Source organism: Plantactinospora sp. CA-290183, assembly GCF_050936375.1.
Lineage (GTDB): Bacteria > Actinomycetota > Actinomycetes > Mycobacteriales > Micromonosporaceae > Plantactinospora.
The window spans coordinates 589,782-604,961 of sequence record NZ_JBNJMX010000001.1; the positions used below are offsets into that span (position 1 = coordinate 589,782).

The following is a 15,180-nucleotide window of genomic DNA, read 5'->3' on the forward strand; positions in this document are numbered from 1 at the left end:
TGTAGACCTGGGTGCACAGACGGGGCAGCGGCACCCGTTGCCTGGCCGGCGGTGGGATCCGGTGGGCGCACCAGCGGGGCAGGTCTACAGGCTGGAGAACCCCCACTCGTCGCCGGCCAAGCGAAGGCGTGACGGTGGCGCCGCCGCGTCACGCGGAGGCGCCGTACCGTCCCAACCGGGCGGGGGTGGTCGCGCCGGGACGGCCGACACGGCAGGATATGGCGCATGAACATCCCCGGCGAGGGGTTGGCGAAGGGGCTGGCCGTCACCCTCAGGACGATGACCCGCCCCTCGCACACCCAGCAGTACCCGGACGTCGCGCCCGAGCTGCCGCCGCGCTCCCGGGGCGTGATCGCGCTGCTGGAGGAGAACTGCACGGTCTGCATGCTCTGCGCCCGGGAATGCCCGGACTGGTGCATCTACATCGACTCCCACAAGGAGGAGATGACCGTGCCGGGGGCGGCCAGAGCGCGCCAGCGCAACGTCCTGGACCGCTTCGACATCGACTTCTCGCTCTGCATGTACTGCGGCATCTGCATCGAGGTCTGCCCCTTCGACGCGCTCTACTGGTCGCCCGAGTTCGAGTACGCCGAGTACGACATCAAGAACCTGCTGCACGACAAGGACCACCTCGGGGAGTGGATGGCCACCGTCCCGCCACCGCCCGCGCACGACCCGCTCGGCGAGCCGGCCAAGGAGGAGACGGCCGCCGCGCGCAAGGCCGCCGCCCCACCCCGCCCCGCCGCCGAAGGCCCGGCCGCGGATGAGGGACCGCCGTGAGCGCCGCCGACGTGCTGATGCTCGCCCTGGGGGCGGTGGCGGTCGGCGCCGGCGTGCTGGTGGTGGCCACCCGGCACCTGGTCCGGGCCGGGCTCTACCTGGTGGTCTGCCTGGGCGCGGTGGCCGGCCTCTTCCTGGTGCTCACCGCCGAACTGGTCGCCTGGGTACAGCTGCTGATCTACGTCGGCGCGGTCGTCGTGCTGCTGCTCTTCGCGGTGATGCTGACCCGGGCGCCGATCGGCGCCGCCGACGACCTCGACCGACCGGGCTGGCCCGCCGCGCTGATCGGTGGCGGAGCCGGGCTGGGGCTCAGCGCCCTGCTGGTCGACGCCTTCCGCTGGTCCAGAGTGGAGCTGCCCGCGCCCGGCACCGCCGAACGGCTGGGCACCGAACTCTTCCAGGGCTGGGTACTGCCGTTCGAGGTGCTCTCGGTGCTGCTCCTCTCCGCCCTGGTCGGCGCGATCGCGATCAGCGTACGGATCCCGGGGCGCCGGCAGTGAGGCCCGCCATCCCGTACGTCATCGCCGCCCTGCTCTTCGGGCTCGGCGTGTACGGCGTGCTGCGGCGGCGCAACGCCGTACTGGTGCTGATGGCGGTCGAGCTGATGCTGAACGCGGTGAACCTGCTCCTGGTCACCGCGAACGCCGCCCCGCTGCACGCCGCCCTCGGCCGGCCGGCGGCGGCAGCCGGAACCGCCGCCGCGCTGCCCTTCACCGGGCAGGCGTTCACGCTCTTCGTCATCGTGATCGCCGCCGCCGAGGTGGGGGTCGGACTGGCGATCGTGCTCCAGCTCTACCGGCTGCGCGGCACCGTGGCGGTGGACGAGGTACGCCTCGACGCGCACACCCCGGACACCGCCCCCCGGGCGCTCATGGATGCCCCACCGGCGGGGACGGCGGCCCGGTGAGCGGCGCCCAGACGCTCGGCGCGCTGCTGCCGGCCGTACCGCTGGGACTGGCCCTGGTCGGACTGTTGCTGCCGCAGCGGTCCCGGGCCGTCGCGGCGGCCCTCGGCATCGGCGGCGCGGCGGTGGCACTGGCGGTCGCGGTCGCGCTGGTCGTCACCCTGGACGGTGCGGCCACCGACGCGGCCGCCGGATGGGCCGACTTCGGCGGGCTGTCGGTGAGCCTCGCGCTCCGGCTCGACCCGGCCGCCGCGCTGGTCGCGGTGGCGGTGGCGGCGGTCGCGCTGGCCGTGCAGGTCTACTCCGTCGGCTACCTGCACGACGACGACCGGTACGCCCCGTACGCGGCGCAGATCAGCCTCTTCACCGCCGCCATGCTGCTGGTGGTGGTCGCCGGTGACCTGATCCTGCTGCTGGTCGGCTGGGAGGTGATGGGCATCTGCTCCTACCTGCTCATCGCCCACGACCGCCGGCTGCCGGAGGCGCCCGCCGCCGCGGTGAAGGCATTCCTGGTGACCCGGGTCGGCGACGTCGGTTTCCTGCTCGGCATCGTGCTGCTCGGCATCTCCGCCGGCACTTTCCGGATCGCCGACGTGCTGGCCCACGACCACGACGCCGGTACGCTCACCGCCGCCTGCCTGCTGCTGCTCGCCGGGGTGGCCGGCAAGAGCGCCCAGTTCCCGCTGCACACCTGGCTGCCGGACGCGATGGCCGGCCCGACCCCGATCTCCGCGCTGATCCACGCCGCGACCATGGTGGCGGCCGGGATCTACGCGGTGACCCGGCTCTTCCCGCTCTTCGACCGGGCGCCCGCCGCGCTCGCGGTACTCGGCGTGATCGGCGCGGTCACCCTGCTGCTCGGCGCGCTGGCGGCCACCGCCCAGGACGACATCAAACGGGTGCTCGCCTGGTCGACCGTCTCCCAGCTCGGCTACATGGCCGGGGCGCTCGCCGTCGGTTCGCCGCCGGCCGCGCTGTTCCACCTGCTCAGCCACGCCGCCTTCAAGGCGCTGCTGTTCCTCGCCGCCGGTGCCGTGATCCACGCGGTCGGCAGCAACCTGATGTCGGCGATGGGCGGGCTGCGCCGGGCGATGCCGGTCACCTTCTGGTGCACCGCGATCGGGCTCGGCGCGCTCGCCGGAGTGCCGCCGCTGGCCGGCTTCTGGAGCAAGGACAACGTCCTGGTGGTCGCCGAGCAGGCGGCCCGGCACCCCACCGGCCCCACCGCCGCCTGGGTGGGCTGGCTGGTCTGGATCACCGGGCTGGTCGGGGTCGCCCTCACCGCCTGGTACGCGGCCCGGCTGCTGCTGCGCACCTTCTTCGGGGCGTCCCGCGCGGTGACCCACCCGATGGACGCGGTCAGCGGCGACGCGCCGGCCACCACACCCGCACACACCCCCGCCGGTGCCCCGCACGACCCGCCCGGGGTGATGCGCTGGCCGGTACTGCTGCTCGCGGTGCCGAGCGCGCTGCTCGGGTTCGCCATCTTCGTCGGCCCGTTCCGGTCCGCGCTCGCGCTGGACGAGTCGCACCTGGACGCGTTCGTGATCCTGCCGGTGGCGCTGCTGCTGCTCGGCGCCGGCCTGGCCTGGGCGCGCTGGCGGGCCGACCCGGCCGCCGATCCGGCGACCGGGCTGGGTCCGCTCCGGCCGGCCTTCGCCCGGGCGTTCTGGCTCGACGAGGTCCAGCACGCCCTGGTGGTACGGCCGGCGCGGGCGCTCGGCCGGCTCGCCCGGCGTACCGACGAGCGGGTGCTGGACGGGGCGGTCGAGGGGACCGGCCGGGGCACCACCGGGCTCGGCGGTGCGCTGGCGGTCCTGCACCGGGCCGGCGTACCCCGGGCGGTGGCCGCGGTGCTGGCCGGTGCGCTGCTGCTCGGCGTCGCCGCACTGGCCTGGGGAGGCGCGACATGAACCTCGACTCGGCCGACCGGCTCGGCGCGGCGGCGCTCGTCGCCGTCCTGGCGCTGCCCGCGCTCGGTGCGCTGCTGCTCGCCCTGCTGCCGGGCCGGCTGGACCGGGCCGCCCGGCTCACCGGCACGGTGTTCGCGGCGGCGACCTTCGGGCTCAGCCTGCTGCTGGCGCTCGGCGGGAACGACACCTGGTTCGGCTACCGGCCGGCGGACGCGGGCGCCGCCGGCGTACGGCCGTGGCACGACCTCGACGTGGCCTGGGTACCCGGACTGGACCTGCGGTTCCACCTCGGCGTCGACGGGGTCTCCTATCCGCTGGTGGTGCTGACCGCCCTGCTGACCCTGCTCTGCTGCGGCTACACCCTCTGGCGGGTGCCGGCGCCGGGCCGGGGCCGTACCCTGGTCGCGCTCCTGCTGGTCATCGAGGTCGGCATCCTCGGCACCTTCCTCGCCCTCGACCTGGTCCTCTTCTTCCTCTTCTTCGAGGTCGTCCTGCTGCCGATGTACGCGGTCATCGCGATCTGGGGCGGCGAACGGCGGCGGCACGCGGCGCGGAAGTTCGCCCTCTACACCCTCTTCGGCTCGGTGCTGCTGCTGGTCGGCGTCTTCACCGTGGTGACTGCCGCCGGCAGCGCCGACCTGGTGGAGCTGACCGGCGGCGCGGGACTGTCCCGGGGCACCCAGTTGGCCGCGTTCACCCTGCTGGCGATCGCGTTCGCGGTGAAGAGCCCGCTCTGGCCGCTGCACACCTGGCTGCCGGACGCGCACACCGAGGCGCCGACGGTGGGCAGCGTGATCCTCGCCGGGGTGCTGCTGAAGATGGGCACGTACGGGCTGATCCGGGTGGCGGTCGGGGTCGCCCCGGAGGGGGCCCGCTGGGCCGCCCCGGTGCTCGGGATCCTCGCCGTCGCCGCGATCATCGTCGGCTCCCTGGTGTGCCTGGCGCAGAGCGACCTGAAGCGGCTGATCGCGTACTCCAGTGTCGGGCACATGGGTTTCGTGCTGCTCGGCATCGCCACGCTGACCGTCACCGGCATCCAGGCGGCGCTGATCGGCAACATCGCGCACGGTGTCATCACCGGCCTGCTCTTCTTCCTCGCCGGGGCGATCAAGGACCGGGTGCACACCGGGGCCCTGGCCGAGCTGGGCGGGCTGCGGGACAGCGCGCCCCGGCTCGCCGGGCTGCTCGGCTTCGCCGCGATCGCCTCACTCGGGCTGCCGGGGCTGGCCGGGTTCTGGGGCGAGGCGTTCGCGGTGGTCGCCGCGGTGCAGGTGGGCGGGGCGCTCTGGACCACGCTGGGCGTGCTGGCCGCGCTCGGCGGCGCGCTCACCGCCGCGTACCTGCTGCGGCTGCTCCGCCGGGTCACGCACGGCTCGGCCAGCCCGGCGGTGCTGACCCTGACCCCGAAACTGGCCGGGGCCGAGCTGGTCGCCTGGGGGCCACTGGTGCTGCTCGCGCTGGCGATCGGACTGGCCCCGAACCTGGTGCTCGGGGTCGCGGAGGGGCCGGTCCGGGCCCTGCTGGAGGCGATCCGATGAGCGTCGGGCGGGCGTCATGATCCAGACCGTGGACAGCGTCGCGCTGCTGCCGGCGTACCTGGCCGCCGGCACCGCCGTACTCGTGCTCCTGACCGACCTGCTGGTGGGCCGGCGCGGCGCGACGGTGGCGACCTTCACGGCCGGGGCCGCCGCCACCGCGCTGGCCGCGGTGCTGGTCGGGCGGCTGGGGGAGCGCCGTACCTTCTGCGTCGGCGAGGCCTGCTCCTACCAGGCGAGCGGGCGGTCCGCCCTGGTCGGCTGCGTCTTCGCGCTGCTCACCCTCGGGGTGCTGGCGCTCTCCGCCCCGCTGCTGCGCTCCGGGCAGGTGCCGCCGGGGGAGTACTGCTTCCTGCTCGCCTGCTCGATGACCGGCGGCGTGGTGCTGGGCGCGGCCGGCGACCTGATCACGTTGATCGTGGCGTTGGAGACGCTGACCCTGCCGCTGTACGTGCTGGTCGGGCTGCGGCACCGCAGCGTGGCCGGCGCCGAGGCCGCGCTGACCTTCTTCGTGGTCAGCGTGGTGGCGACCGCGGTGACCCTGCTCGGCGCCGCGCTGCTCTACGCGCTCACCGGGGTGGTGCACCTGACCGCGCTCGGCGCCACGTTCGCCGCCGGGCCGGAACTGCTGGACCTGCCGCTCGGCGTCGTCGCGGTGGCGCTGGTGCTGCTCGGGCTGGCCTTCAAGGTGGCGGCGGTGCCGTTCCACGCCTGGGCCCCGGCCACCTACGACGGGGCGCCGGTGCCGGTCGCCGCGTACCTCTCCACCGCCTCGAAGCTCGGCGGGGTGGTGGCGCTGCTCGCCGTCACCACGGTCGCGCTGCCGGCCACCGTGGCCGGGCCGGTGCTCGCCGCCGTCGCCGTCCTGACGATGACCGTCGGCAACCTGGTCGCGCTGCGGCAACGGCGGATGGTACGGCTGCTCGCCTGGTCCTCGGTGGCGCAGGCCGGCTACATCCTGGCCCCGCTCGGCGCGCTGGCCCTGGCTGCCGGTCGGACGCCGGAGGCACTGGCCACGGCGGTCGCCGCCGCGGTGGCGTACACGGTCTTCTTCGTGCTGCTGGAGCTGGCCGCGTTCGCGGCCGTGGTCGCGCTGCGGCCAGCGGCGGCCGACGGCGGGGAGATCGACGACTACCGGGGCGCGGCCCGGCGCCGGCCCTGGGTCAGCGCGGCGTTCGTGCTCGCGCTGGTCGGGCTGGCCGGGCTGCCGCCCGGACTGGCCGGTCTCTTCGCGAAGATCACCGTCGTGCGGTCGCTGCTGGCCGGGGGAGCCGGCTGGCTCGCCGTGGTGGTGGCGCTGAACGCGGTGGTCGGGCTCGCCTACTACGTACGGGTGGCCGCGACGCTCTACGCCCCGGAGCCGGCCGCGGCGCGGGCCGGGGAGGCCGCCGCCGCGCCGGTCGTGCCGACCGTGCCGGCCGAGCCGGTCGCGCCCGCCGGTGCCGGTGCCTCCGGTCCGGGCCCGGTCCGGCCGGCCTGGGCGGTCGTCGCCGCGCTGGCCGTGGTCACCGCGATCGCGGTGGTTGTCGGCTTCGCCCCGCAACTGATCCTGGACGTCGCCGGACAGTGAGATCGGTCGCGTTGTTGTGACAATGGGGCCCTTTCTCAGCTAACTCTCAGTCATAACCGGATTGTTGAGGGGGAACCCGGTTGTTGAACCGGTCAGCGGGTCCACCTACCCGCGCACCGAAGGAGTTGCCGTGCATAGCCATCACAACCGGCTCAAGACAGCCGCGCTACTTGGCCTGCTCACCGCTCTGATCATCGGCATCGGTTTCTGGTTCGGCGGCAGCGGCGGCCTGGTCTTCGCCGTGATCATCTCGCTGGCCATGAACGCCGCCAGCTACTTCTGGTCCGACAAGCTCGCCCTGCGCTCGATGCGGGCGAAGCCGGTCAGCGAGGCGGAGTTCCCCGAGCTCTACCGGATGGTCCGGGAGTTGGCCACCGAGGCCGGCCAGCCGATGCCCCGGCTGTACGTCAGCCCGACCATGCAGCCCAACGCGTTCGCGACCGGACGCAACCCCCAGCACGCGGCGGTCGCCGTCACCCAGGGGATCACCCAGATCCTGGACTACCGGGAGCTGCGGGGCGTGATCGGGCACGAGCTGTCCCACGTCTACAACCGGGACATCCTGATCTCCAGCGTGGCCGCCAGCCTGGCCGGCATCATCACCTCGCTGGCCTACCTGGCCTGGTTCGTCCCGTTGGGCGGCGGGGACGACGAGGACTCGGCGAACCCGGCCGGCCTGCTGCTGATGCTGATCCTCGGCCCGCTCGCGGCCTCGGTGATCCAGTTGGCGATCAGCCGGAACCGCGAGTTCCAGGCGGACGCCTCCGGGGCGACCCTGACCCGCGATCCGCTGGCCCTGGCGAGCGCGCTCCGGAAGATCCACGCCGGTACGCAGCGGATGCCGCTGCCGGCCGACAACCGGCTGACCAGCACCGCCCACCTGATGATCGACAACCCGTTCCGGGGTGGCGGCATGGCGAGCCTCTTCTCCACGCACCCGAAGATGGAGGAGCGGGTCCGCCGGCTGGAGCAGATGGCCGCCAACAGCGGTCCGGTCCAGTTCCAGCGCTGACAGCCCGGTAGTACGTCCACACCCCGGGGTTCACGGTCGACCGCCGCGAACCCCGGGGTCCGGCGTCTGCGGGGTCGCGGCTCCTGGGGGCGTCCACGGCGCCGGTCGGGTGGTGACGTTCGCCTAAACAGGTGTCGTCCCTCGCAGCGGTCACGTTAGGGTCGGTGGGTCTTCTGCCCGTTACATCCTTCCGTTCTGTGACCCCCTGAGGAGGCGGACCCGTGGCCGCGCTGCGTCAGTACCTGGGAGTGTGGCGAATCCCCGGTGCGCCCCTGCTGCTGGTCGCCGGGATCGTCGGTCGGCTCGGCATCGGGATGACCCCGCTGGCCCTGCTGCTTGTCGTCGAGCAGGTCACCGGCCGGTACGCGCTCGCCGCCGTGGCCGGTGGGGTCTACGCGCTCGCCGGGGCGGCGCTCAGCCCGATCGCCGGCCGGATCGCCGACCGCCTCGGGCCGAGCCCCGTACTCCTGCTGACCGCGGTCGCCCATCCGGTGGCACTGATCGGACTGCTCTTCGCCAGCCGCGCCGGGGAGGACGCCCTCCTGGTGATCCTGGCCGCCTCCGCGTTGGCCGGTGCGACGTACCCGCCGCTGACCGCCGCCATCCGGGGTGCCTGGAACGACCTGACCGACCCCGCCTCCGGCCGGTACGCGCTGCGCAACACCGCGCTGGCCGCCGAGACCTCCCTCTTCGAGCTGGTCTTCGTGCTCGGGCCGGTGCTGGTCGCGGCGTTCGTGCTCTTCGCCGACGCCGCCGCCGCGCTGATCGGGGCGGCCGTGGTCACCCTGGTCGGCACGGTGCCCGTCGCGCTCGGTCGGGTGATGCGGGGCTGGCGGTCACACCCGCGGGACTCCCACGCCAAGGGGCTCGGCCCGCTGCGGGTCGGCGGCTTCCCCGCCCTGCTGTTCTGCGTGGCCGGGCTCGGGATCGCGTTCGGCGCCGCCGGGGTGGCCGTCCCGGCGTACGCCTCGGCGCACGACGTCGGCAACCCGGAGAGCGTGGCCGGCGTCCTGCTCGCGATGTGGGGCACCGGCAGCGCCATCGGTGGCATCTGGTTCGGCACCCGCCACCCCGCGCGCAACGCCGCCCGGCAGTTCGCCCAACTCCTCGGTCTGCTCGCGGCGACCTTCGTCGTCTTCGCGCTGATGCCGAACCCGGTGGCGCTCGGCATCGCGCTGGTCGTCGGCGGGGCGACGATCGCGCCCGCGCTGACCCTGGAGAACACCATGGTCGGGCGGATCGCGCCGACGAGCATGCTCAACGAGGCGTACACCTGGGTGGTGACCGTGGCGGTGGCGGCCAGCGCGGGCGGTGGAGCCGTGGCCGGCGTGCTGGCCGACCAGGTCGGCGTGCCGTGGGCCTTCGTCTTCGCCGGCGTTGCCGTGGCCGGCGCGGCGGCCGTCGCGGCACTGCCGACCGGATCGATCGCCCGGGCCGAGGCGTTGGCGGAGGTACGGATGGAGCGCGCCCTCGCCACCGAGCCGATGTAGCGGGGCGGCTGCCCCTACCGGTAGTTGGTGAACTGCAACGCCACCCCGAAGTCCTCGTTCTTCAGCAGGGCGATCACGGCCTGCAGGTCGTCCCGCTTCTTGCCGGTGACCCGCAGCTGGTCGCCCTGGATCTGCGCCTGTACGCCCTTGGGCCCCTCGTCGCGGATCTTCTTGCTGATCGCCTTGGCCTTGTCGGACTCGATGCCCTGGATGACCTTGCAGTCGATCTTGTAGGTCTTGCCGGAGGAGCGCGGCTCGCCGCAGTCGAGGGACTTCAGCGAGATGTTGCGCTTGACCACCTTCTCCTTGAAGACGTCCAGGGCCGCCCGGACCCGCTCCTCCGTCTCGGCCTGGAGGCTGACCGCCTCGTCACCGGCCCAGGAGATCTCGGCACCGGTGCCGCGGAAGTCGAAGCGGGTCGAAAGCTCCTTCTCGGCCTGCCGAAGGGCGTTGTCGATCTCCTGCCGGTCGACCTTGCTGACGATGTCGAACGACGGGTTGGCTGCCATGATTTTCGCTCCTGCGGTATGGGACATGGGTGTGCTCAGGGGCGCCGGACGCGGCGCGACATGCCGACCGTACCCGGTTGCGGTACCGCCCGGTGCAACCGCTATCCTTGCTTCCGCTGCCGCGCTTCGCGTGGCGGCACGCCCTGGCGGGTTGCCCGAGCGGCCAATGGGAGCGGACTGTAAATCCGTCGCGAAAGCTACAGAGGTTCGAATCCTCTACCCGCCACCAGGTGCACAAAGAGGCCCCTGACCAGCTTGAACGCCGGTCAGGGGCCTCTTCCGTGAGTCCCGCTCAGTCCCGCTGTAGCTCGCTCGATCTTGCTGGCTGTGTCGTATACGTGTCGCCGGCAGGTAGCTAGAGGAACAGCCGCAGAAGACCCGTCACGGCCCCGATCAACATGGCGAGGGCAATGAGTAGTCCTGGCAGCGCCTTCACCCAGTCGGTCGGGTAGCCGTACCGCCTCTTGTTCCGGTGACGCTGTGTATTGCTTCGAACCACCGGTCTTGCTAGCTTCGGCACGCGGCCTCCTTGCTCTGAAGTCCTCAGCAGGGCATTCCGAAGCAGAGAGCCGAAGCGGCATCCGGGTCCAGCCGGGTGCCGCTTTTCGTGCCTTGACCTTGCTAGCTCTCCGTTTCGCTCATTGATTGCAGCGTGTTCGCATCTGCGTCGCAAGTACGGAGAGTATATATAATGATACCCGATTATGTACGGAGAGTTACCTAAAGTCGTCCGATTCGGGCTGATATTGATCGTCAAAACCGCTTGATCGGCGCTGCCGCGATGCGATAACGCTTCGCTGCATCGCGGCAGCATAGTTGGGTCGACTGACGGAACTCTGAGTGACGCGCCGTAAGTCAATAGTGATGTCAGACACATTTTGAGCGGTCAGCCCGTTCCGAGGGCGGCCTCGATTCGGCGGCGGGCTGCCTCTTCCTGGCCGTAGACGCATTTCGCGTAGACCCGCATTAGGACGTGCACGCTGTGTCCGGCCCATTCGGCCACCTGGGTCGCCGGTACTCCGGCGTTGAGCCAGAGCGACACGGCGGCGTGCCGTAGGTCGTAGGGCCGGCGTGCCAGCGGGGAGCGCTGCTGAGTCGGGGTGAGGATCTTTGCCCGCGCGTCGCGCCACGCCTTGCCGTAGGTGTTGTTCGGGATCGGCTGGCCGGCGGTCGGGACGTAGCGACCACCGGGACCGCGACGGGTGACGAACAGTCGGCCGTCCGGTCCCGGCGGGTACTCCTTAATGTGGCGATCAAGGAGGCGCACCAGCGGGGGTGGCGCGGGCACGTCCCGGGTAGCCGCCTTTGCCCGGTGCTTGAGTCCACGGCGTTCCGTGGTGCCGTCCCCGTCGCCCCAGTCGCGCCCTACGGCGACCGTTGAGCCGGTCAGGTGCAGCACGCCCCACCCGCCACGCCGTGCGGGCCGTTCGTACTCGTCTTCGCAAAGGTGGAGGACTTCTTCCGGGCGTAGTGCCGAGTAGTACATGCACCCAAAGAACGCCTCCAGTTCGGGCACGCTGTGCCCCACCTCGGCGAGCAATGCCCGTGCCTGATCCGGGTTGACCACGGCCCGTCGGTCGATCTCATCGGCCGTCTTCGGAGCCGTCCAGCTCACCAGGGACATCGGGTGGGCGTCGAGTAGCCGCAGTTCCACGGCGTACTTAAGCGCGCCGGAGAAGACGGCCCGCTTTCGGGCGATCGTGCTCGGCGACGCGGGCGCGCCGTCCATCCTCAGCGAAAGCGTGTCGAGTGCCTTGCGGACCAGCGCGGCATCGGTGAGCGCGGCCAGGTCGACCGTGTTGGCCTTGAGCCAGCGCACGGCGGCGGCCAGGTCGGCGGGCGGCTCTCCGGCGTCCCGACGGGTCTTGTTAAACACCCACCCGTAGAGCGCGGCGCGTAGTGCCTTTTCGTTAGGCACGCCCCGATCTGTCGCTAGCAGGGCCGGCGTGACAGTGGCCAGCGTTTCGGCGATGCCCTTACGGTGCTTGGCCGATGACCGGGGCCACTTCATGTCGACGTATGCCACGGCGTGCTCGTACCACGATCGGGTGTTGAGTGCCCGTGCCATTGGCTCGGGGAGACCGCTCGTTTTATCGAACGCGACGCCTTCCCGCTGGGCAACGACGAGCTTGGACCGGAAGCTCTCGGCCAGAGCGCGAGTCGCGAACGTCTTGCGGAATGCTTGCCCGGCCACTTTCCACCGGACCACGTAGGAGTAACCCTTGGCGAGTTGGTTTTTGAGAATGCCGTGTACCCGTACGTCGTAGGTGCTCAAGCGGCCTCCTCGTGATCGTTGAGCCAGGTGTCGAGGTCGCGGCGGCGGACGTATAGAGCGCCGTTGGGGTATTTGATGGTTCTGGGCGCGCGGCCGGTGGCCTTCCAGCGGAAGAAGGTGGATCGGGGTACGCGGAGTTCGTCGAGGACTTCGGCGAGGGTGAGCAGGTTGCCGGTGGGGGTGGTGCGCTGCGGTCGGGCGGTCATTTGGGGGGCGTCCTCCTCGGGGTGGCGTCGAGGTAGATGCGCTGGAACATGGGGGATTGGCGGTCGGGGTAGGGCCGGGAGACGAAGCGGATGCGCAGCACCGTGGCGATGGCGGCCGGTACTGCGGCTGTTTCAGCGCGTGTGCCGTGCAGCCTGATTCGCATCGTGGGGGCCGTCCGGTCGATGAGGATCACTTGTGGAGGATCAGGGAGGGATCACCACAGAAGGACGCATAGCGGCCCGCTGACAGTCCCGTAGAGCCAAGATCTGAGGCGCCCTGGTACTACGGCGTAGGGCCGATCCGTCTCGGGGCTCTCAGCGGGCCGAATCAGGGGCGCCCGGCGGGGCCGGTTGGAACCGGTGGGCGTTGGCGACAGGCCGGGAGGCGTTGACACGTTGACAATCGGCCGCTGGTCGACTGTTTCCGCTGGTGGTGGCCGGTGTGTGAGTGTCAACGCCCCCCGTTGACAGGCGTTGACATCGTTGACACCGGGCGGGCCGGTGGTGGGTTGTCAACAACCGTCAACGGCTGTCAACGCTCCCCGTTGACACCCTCTGGCGTGGCCTGAGCTGCGGAAACGTTCCCGCTGGGAGGCGCTGTCAGCGTGTCAGCGCCTTCCGGCCCCTCGGCTGTGGCGCGGGGGTGCAGCTCGTAGCGGCCATCCGCCCCGTGGCGGACCCATCCGAGGGCGACCAGTTCGGCCAGCACCGCCGACACCTCATCGGACTTGGGCAGTCGGCGGGACACGCGGCGGTGCAGCTCCCGGCGGGTGAAGCTGGTCATGCCCTTGGTGGTGAGCACCCCGAGCACGTAGCGGGCGTGTTCCATGGCGGTGTCGGTGCCGATGGTGGTGAGTGCGGCCCGGTAGTGCGCGGCGAAGAACTCGGCCAGCCTCACGGCGTCGGCCATGCGGCCGGCGTCGACGGGGCGTCGCCATGCGTCGGCGGGGTGGTGGGCGACGTGCAGTAGCCCGGCCAGCCGCAGCGTGGCGCCGGACAGCTTGTTGCCCCATTCCCGCATGTCGTAGAGGCTCCCGCCGGGCCGTAGCTCAGCTTCTACCTGCTCGGCGGCGGCCCGGCGCACCTTCCCGGCCTCGGGGGTGAGGGTGACCACGGCCGGATCCGTCCATTCGGCGAGCATGGCGGCCAGGTCGTGCACCCGATCGCGGTAGCCCGCGGTGACCTGCTCGGGCACCGGTGGCGTGTCCACCACCCGGTAGCCGGCTGAGGCGCTGGACAAGGTGCGGGTCGGACGGCTCGCACCGGAGACGATCGCCGTTCGGGTCCTGATCTCCGATATGACCGTGCCGATGGCGCTGCCTGCGCGGGCGGAGACCCAGGCTGACGACCCGGCCGTACGTGAGCGCGCAGAGCGCATCGCCCGGCGGGCGGCGGACGGGATCATTGACCAGGTCACGGAGCTGGGCGACCTCGGTCTGATCCGGTCGACCACCGTCGAGGTACGGATGCACCGGGCGTCCCCGCTGTTCAAGCTCTACATCCTCAACGGCGAAGAGGTCTTCTACGGCTTCTACCCGGTCGTGGAGCGCACCGTGGCGATCAAGGGTGAGCCCATGGCGATCTACGACCTGATGGGCAAGGACGTGCCGTTGTTCCACTACGCGGTGACGGACGATGACACCTCGCACGGCACGCAGTTCGTTGAGGCGTCCCGCCAGTGGTTCGACTCTGTGTGGTCGACCATCGCCTACCGGTACGACGGATGAGCGCCGACCTCGGCCGGCTCCTGGTCGACGGCGGGCCGGTACTGCTCGACTTCGACGGACCGGTGCGCAGCGTCTTCTCCGGCTATCCCGCCCCGCAGATCGCGGCCGAGCTGGTCGACATACTCCGGCGTCGGGGCGTCGAGCTGCCGGCGAATCTCGTCAGCGAGCCGGACCCGTTGGAGGTGCTGCGCTGGACCGGCGCGACCGGCGACCAGGAGGCCACGAAGTCGGTCGAGGAAGCGCTCTGCGTCGCTGAGCGGCGTGCCGTGTCGACCGCGGAGCCCACGCCCTACGCCCGTGAGGTGATCGTGGCCGCCCGGCAAGCCGGGTCGCCGGTCGCGGTGGTCAGCAACAACTCCGCCGGCGCTGTGAATGCCTACCTGACAGCCCACCGGCTGAGCGGGCACGTCGCCCCGGTCATCGGACGGGCGTACGCCGAGCCGGACCGCATGAAGCCCAACCCCGAACCCATCCTGCGCGCCGTGCATGCCCTCGGCTCGGCACCGCCGAACTGCGTGCTGGTGGGCGACTCCCTGTCAGACATCGAGGGGGCGCGGCTGGCCGGCGTGCGGGTGATCGGTTACGCCAACCGGCCATGGAAGGTGGAAGCCTTCCGAGAGGCCGGAGCGGATGAGCTGATCACCAGCATGCGGGGGATAGCGGATGCCCTGCTGGAACGGCTGGCCTAGAAGGGCTCGGATCTCTGACTGCCGTGCGTCGAGGGCGTCTATTCGGCAGCCTGCCGGTTTTTGATCCACTCTTCAACGTCGCGTTTCCGCCACACTTGCCCCATCTTCAACTTCTGAACCGGGGCAGGGAAGTCTCGGTGGCTGGTGATCACGTGTACCCGCTGTCGGGACAGGTTGCCGCCCAACATGTCCCGGATCTCGGCGACCCCAACCAACTCGTCCACGAGATCGACGCTAGGCAACGACGGTTGCTGTTGACGTCGACAACTACGACGTCAACACTTAGGGGATGAGCTTTCCGGATCAGTTCCCGATCTCCGACCGCCCGACTCCGTACCGGCTCAGGCCACACCAGCCCCGCCGGCCGCTCTGGCACTGCTCGGGCTGCCCCGGCCGGCCCTGGCCCTGTGGACCGGCTAGATTGCTATTGAAGGCCGAGTTCCAGGGCGCACCCGTCGGACTGGCCGTCTATATGGCGGCGCAGCTCATGGTGGCGCTGCAAGATCTCTACACACTGAATCCGCAACCTGAACCAGACCCGAAGGTGTTGTTTCAAAGGTTCGTGGCTTG

General features: G+C 71.3%; 14 protein-coding genes, 1 tRNA gene and 2 pseudogenes. 11 read left to right on the forward strand and 6 right to left on the reverse strand.

Annotation, left to right across the window (positions count from 1 at the left end):
- The first annotated feature begins 225 nt into the window (after positions 1-225).
- The 8 genes from ACQEUR_RS02835 (at position 226) to ACQEUR_RS02870 (ending at position 9,204) form a co-directional block, all read left to right on the forward strand.
- Positions 226-780: a NuoI/complex I 23 kDa subunit family protein gene (locus ACQEUR_RS02835; protein ID WP_433024709.1), complete on the forward strand. Its 555-nt coding sequence runs from the start codon at positions 226-228 to the stop codon at positions 778-780.
- Positions 777-1,280, forward strand: coding sequence for an NADH-quinone oxidoreductase subunit J family protein (locus tag ACQEUR_RS02840; RefSeq protein WP_433024712.1), 504 nt, complete (start codon positions 777-779; stop codon positions 1,278-1,280). The genes ACQEUR_RS02835 and ACQEUR_RS02840 overlap by 4 nt, the downstream gene beginning before the upstream one ends.
- Entirely contained in the window at positions 1,277-1,687 is a 411-nt protein-coding gene (gene nuoK / locus ACQEUR_RS02845; RefSeq protein WP_433024715.1) for an NADH-quinone oxidoreductase subunit NuoK, read from the forward strand. Before ACQEUR_RS02840 ends, nuoK begins: the two co-directional genes overlap by 4 nt.
- On the forward strand, positions 1,684-3,597 hold the full coding sequence (locus tag ACQEUR_RS02850) for an NADH-quinone oxidoreductase subunit 5 family protein (RefSeq protein ID WP_433024718.1): 1,914 nt from the start codon (positions 1,684-1,686) through the stop codon (positions 3,595-3,597). Before nuoK ends, ACQEUR_RS02850 begins: the two co-directional genes overlap by 4 nt.
- Positions 3,594-5,135 carry a complex I subunit 4 family protein gene (locus tag ACQEUR_RS02855; protein WP_433024721.1) on the forward strand — a complete coding sequence of 514 codons (1,542 nt, stop codon included), beginning with the start codon at positions 3,594-3,596 and terminating at the stop codon, positions 5,133-5,135. The genes ACQEUR_RS02850 and ACQEUR_RS02855 overlap by 4 nt, the downstream gene beginning before the upstream one ends.
- A gap of 16 nt (positions 5,136-5,151) precedes the next feature.
- Positions 5,152-6,702 carry an NADH-quinone oxidoreductase subunit N gene (locus ACQEUR_RS02860; RefSeq protein ID WP_433024724.1) on the forward strand — a complete coding sequence of 517 codons (1,551 nt, stop codon included), beginning with the start codon at positions 5,152-5,154 and terminating at the stop codon, positions 6,700-6,702.
- Positions 6,703-6,832: 130 nt separating this feature from the next.
- The gene (gene htpX, locus ACQEUR_RS02865) at positions 6,833-7,714 is read left to right on the forward strand and encodes a zinc metalloprotease HtpX (protein WP_433024727.1); all 882 of its coding nucleotides are present in this window, start codon (positions 6,833-6,835) and stop codon (positions 7,712-7,714) included.
- Positions 7,715-7,935: 221 nt separating this feature from the next.
- Positions 7,936-9,204 (forward strand): MFS transporter, encoded by a 1,269-nt coding sequence (locus ACQEUR_RS02870; protein WP_433024730.1) that lies wholly within the window; start codon positions 7,936-7,938, stop codon positions 9,202-9,204.
- A 14-nt stretch (positions 9,205-9,218) separates the two neighbouring features.
- Here ACQEUR_RS02870 and ACQEUR_RS02875 read toward each other — a convergent pair whose 3' ends face one another.
- Complete coding sequence (locus tag ACQEUR_RS02875) at positions 9,219-9,713, reverse strand: YajQ family cyclic di-GMP-binding protein (protein WP_433024733.1); 495 nt, start codon at positions 9,711-9,713, stop codon at positions 9,219-9,221.
- A gap of 145 nt (positions 9,714-9,858) precedes the next feature.
- Here ACQEUR_RS02875 and ACQEUR_RS02880 point away from each other — a divergent pair.
- Positions 9,859-9,942, forward strand: a tRNA-Tyr gene (locus tag ACQEUR_RS02880).
- 657 nt (positions 9,943-10,599) lie between these two features.
- Here the strand turns inward: ACQEUR_RS02880 and ACQEUR_RS02885 are convergent.
- The 4 genes and pseudogenes from ACQEUR_RS02885 to ACQEUR_RS02900 form a co-directional block, all read right to left on the reverse strand.
- Positions 10,600-11,988, reverse strand: coding sequence for a tyrosine-type recombinase/integrase (locus ACQEUR_RS02885; RefSeq protein WP_433024736.1), 1,389 nt, complete (start codon positions 11,986-11,988; stop codon positions 10,600-10,602).
- Positions 11,985-12,194, reverse strand: coding sequence for a helix-turn-helix transcriptional regulator (locus ACQEUR_RS02890; RefSeq protein WP_433024739.1), 210 nt, complete (start codon positions 12,192-12,194; stop codon positions 11,985-11,987). The genes ACQEUR_RS02885 and ACQEUR_RS02890 overlap by 4 nt, the downstream gene beginning before the upstream one ends.
- A complete protein-coding gene (locus ACQEUR_RS02895; protein ID WP_433024742.1) occupies positions 12,191-12,388 on the reverse strand; it encodes a hypothetical protein in 198 nt (65 codons plus the stop codon). Before ACQEUR_RS02895 ends, ACQEUR_RS02890 begins: the two co-directional genes overlap by 4 nt.
- A gap of 338 nt (positions 12,389-12,726) precedes the next feature.
- A pseudogene (locus tag ACQEUR_RS02900) lies at positions 12,727-13,425 on the reverse strand (DUF3987 domain-containing protein); the annotation flags it as partial.
- On the opposite strand from ACQEUR_RS02900, the pseudogene ACQEUR_RS02905 reads away from it, so the two are divergent.
- A pseudogene (locus ACQEUR_RS02905) lies at positions 13,418-13,921 on the forward strand (GntR family transcriptional regulator); the annotation flags it as partial. The pseudogenes ACQEUR_RS02900 and ACQEUR_RS02905 overlap by 8 nt on opposite strands.
- The gene (locus ACQEUR_RS02910) at positions 13,918-14,610 is read left to right on the forward strand and encodes an HAD family hydrolase (protein WP_433024745.1); all 693 of its coding nucleotides are present in this window, start codon (positions 13,918-13,920) and stop codon (positions 14,608-14,610) included. The pseudogene ACQEUR_RS02905 and the gene ACQEUR_RS02910, both read left to right, overlap by 4 nt.
- 38 nt (positions 14,611-14,648) lie before the next feature.
- Here ACQEUR_RS02910 and ACQEUR_RS02915 read toward each other — a convergent pair whose 3' ends face one another.
- On the reverse strand, positions 14,649-14,834 hold the full coding sequence (locus tag ACQEUR_RS02915; protein ID WP_433024748.1) for a helix-turn-helix transcriptional regulator: 186 nt from the start codon (positions 14,832-14,834) through the stop codon (positions 14,649-14,651).
- Positions 14,835-15,180: the final 346 nt, after the last annotated feature.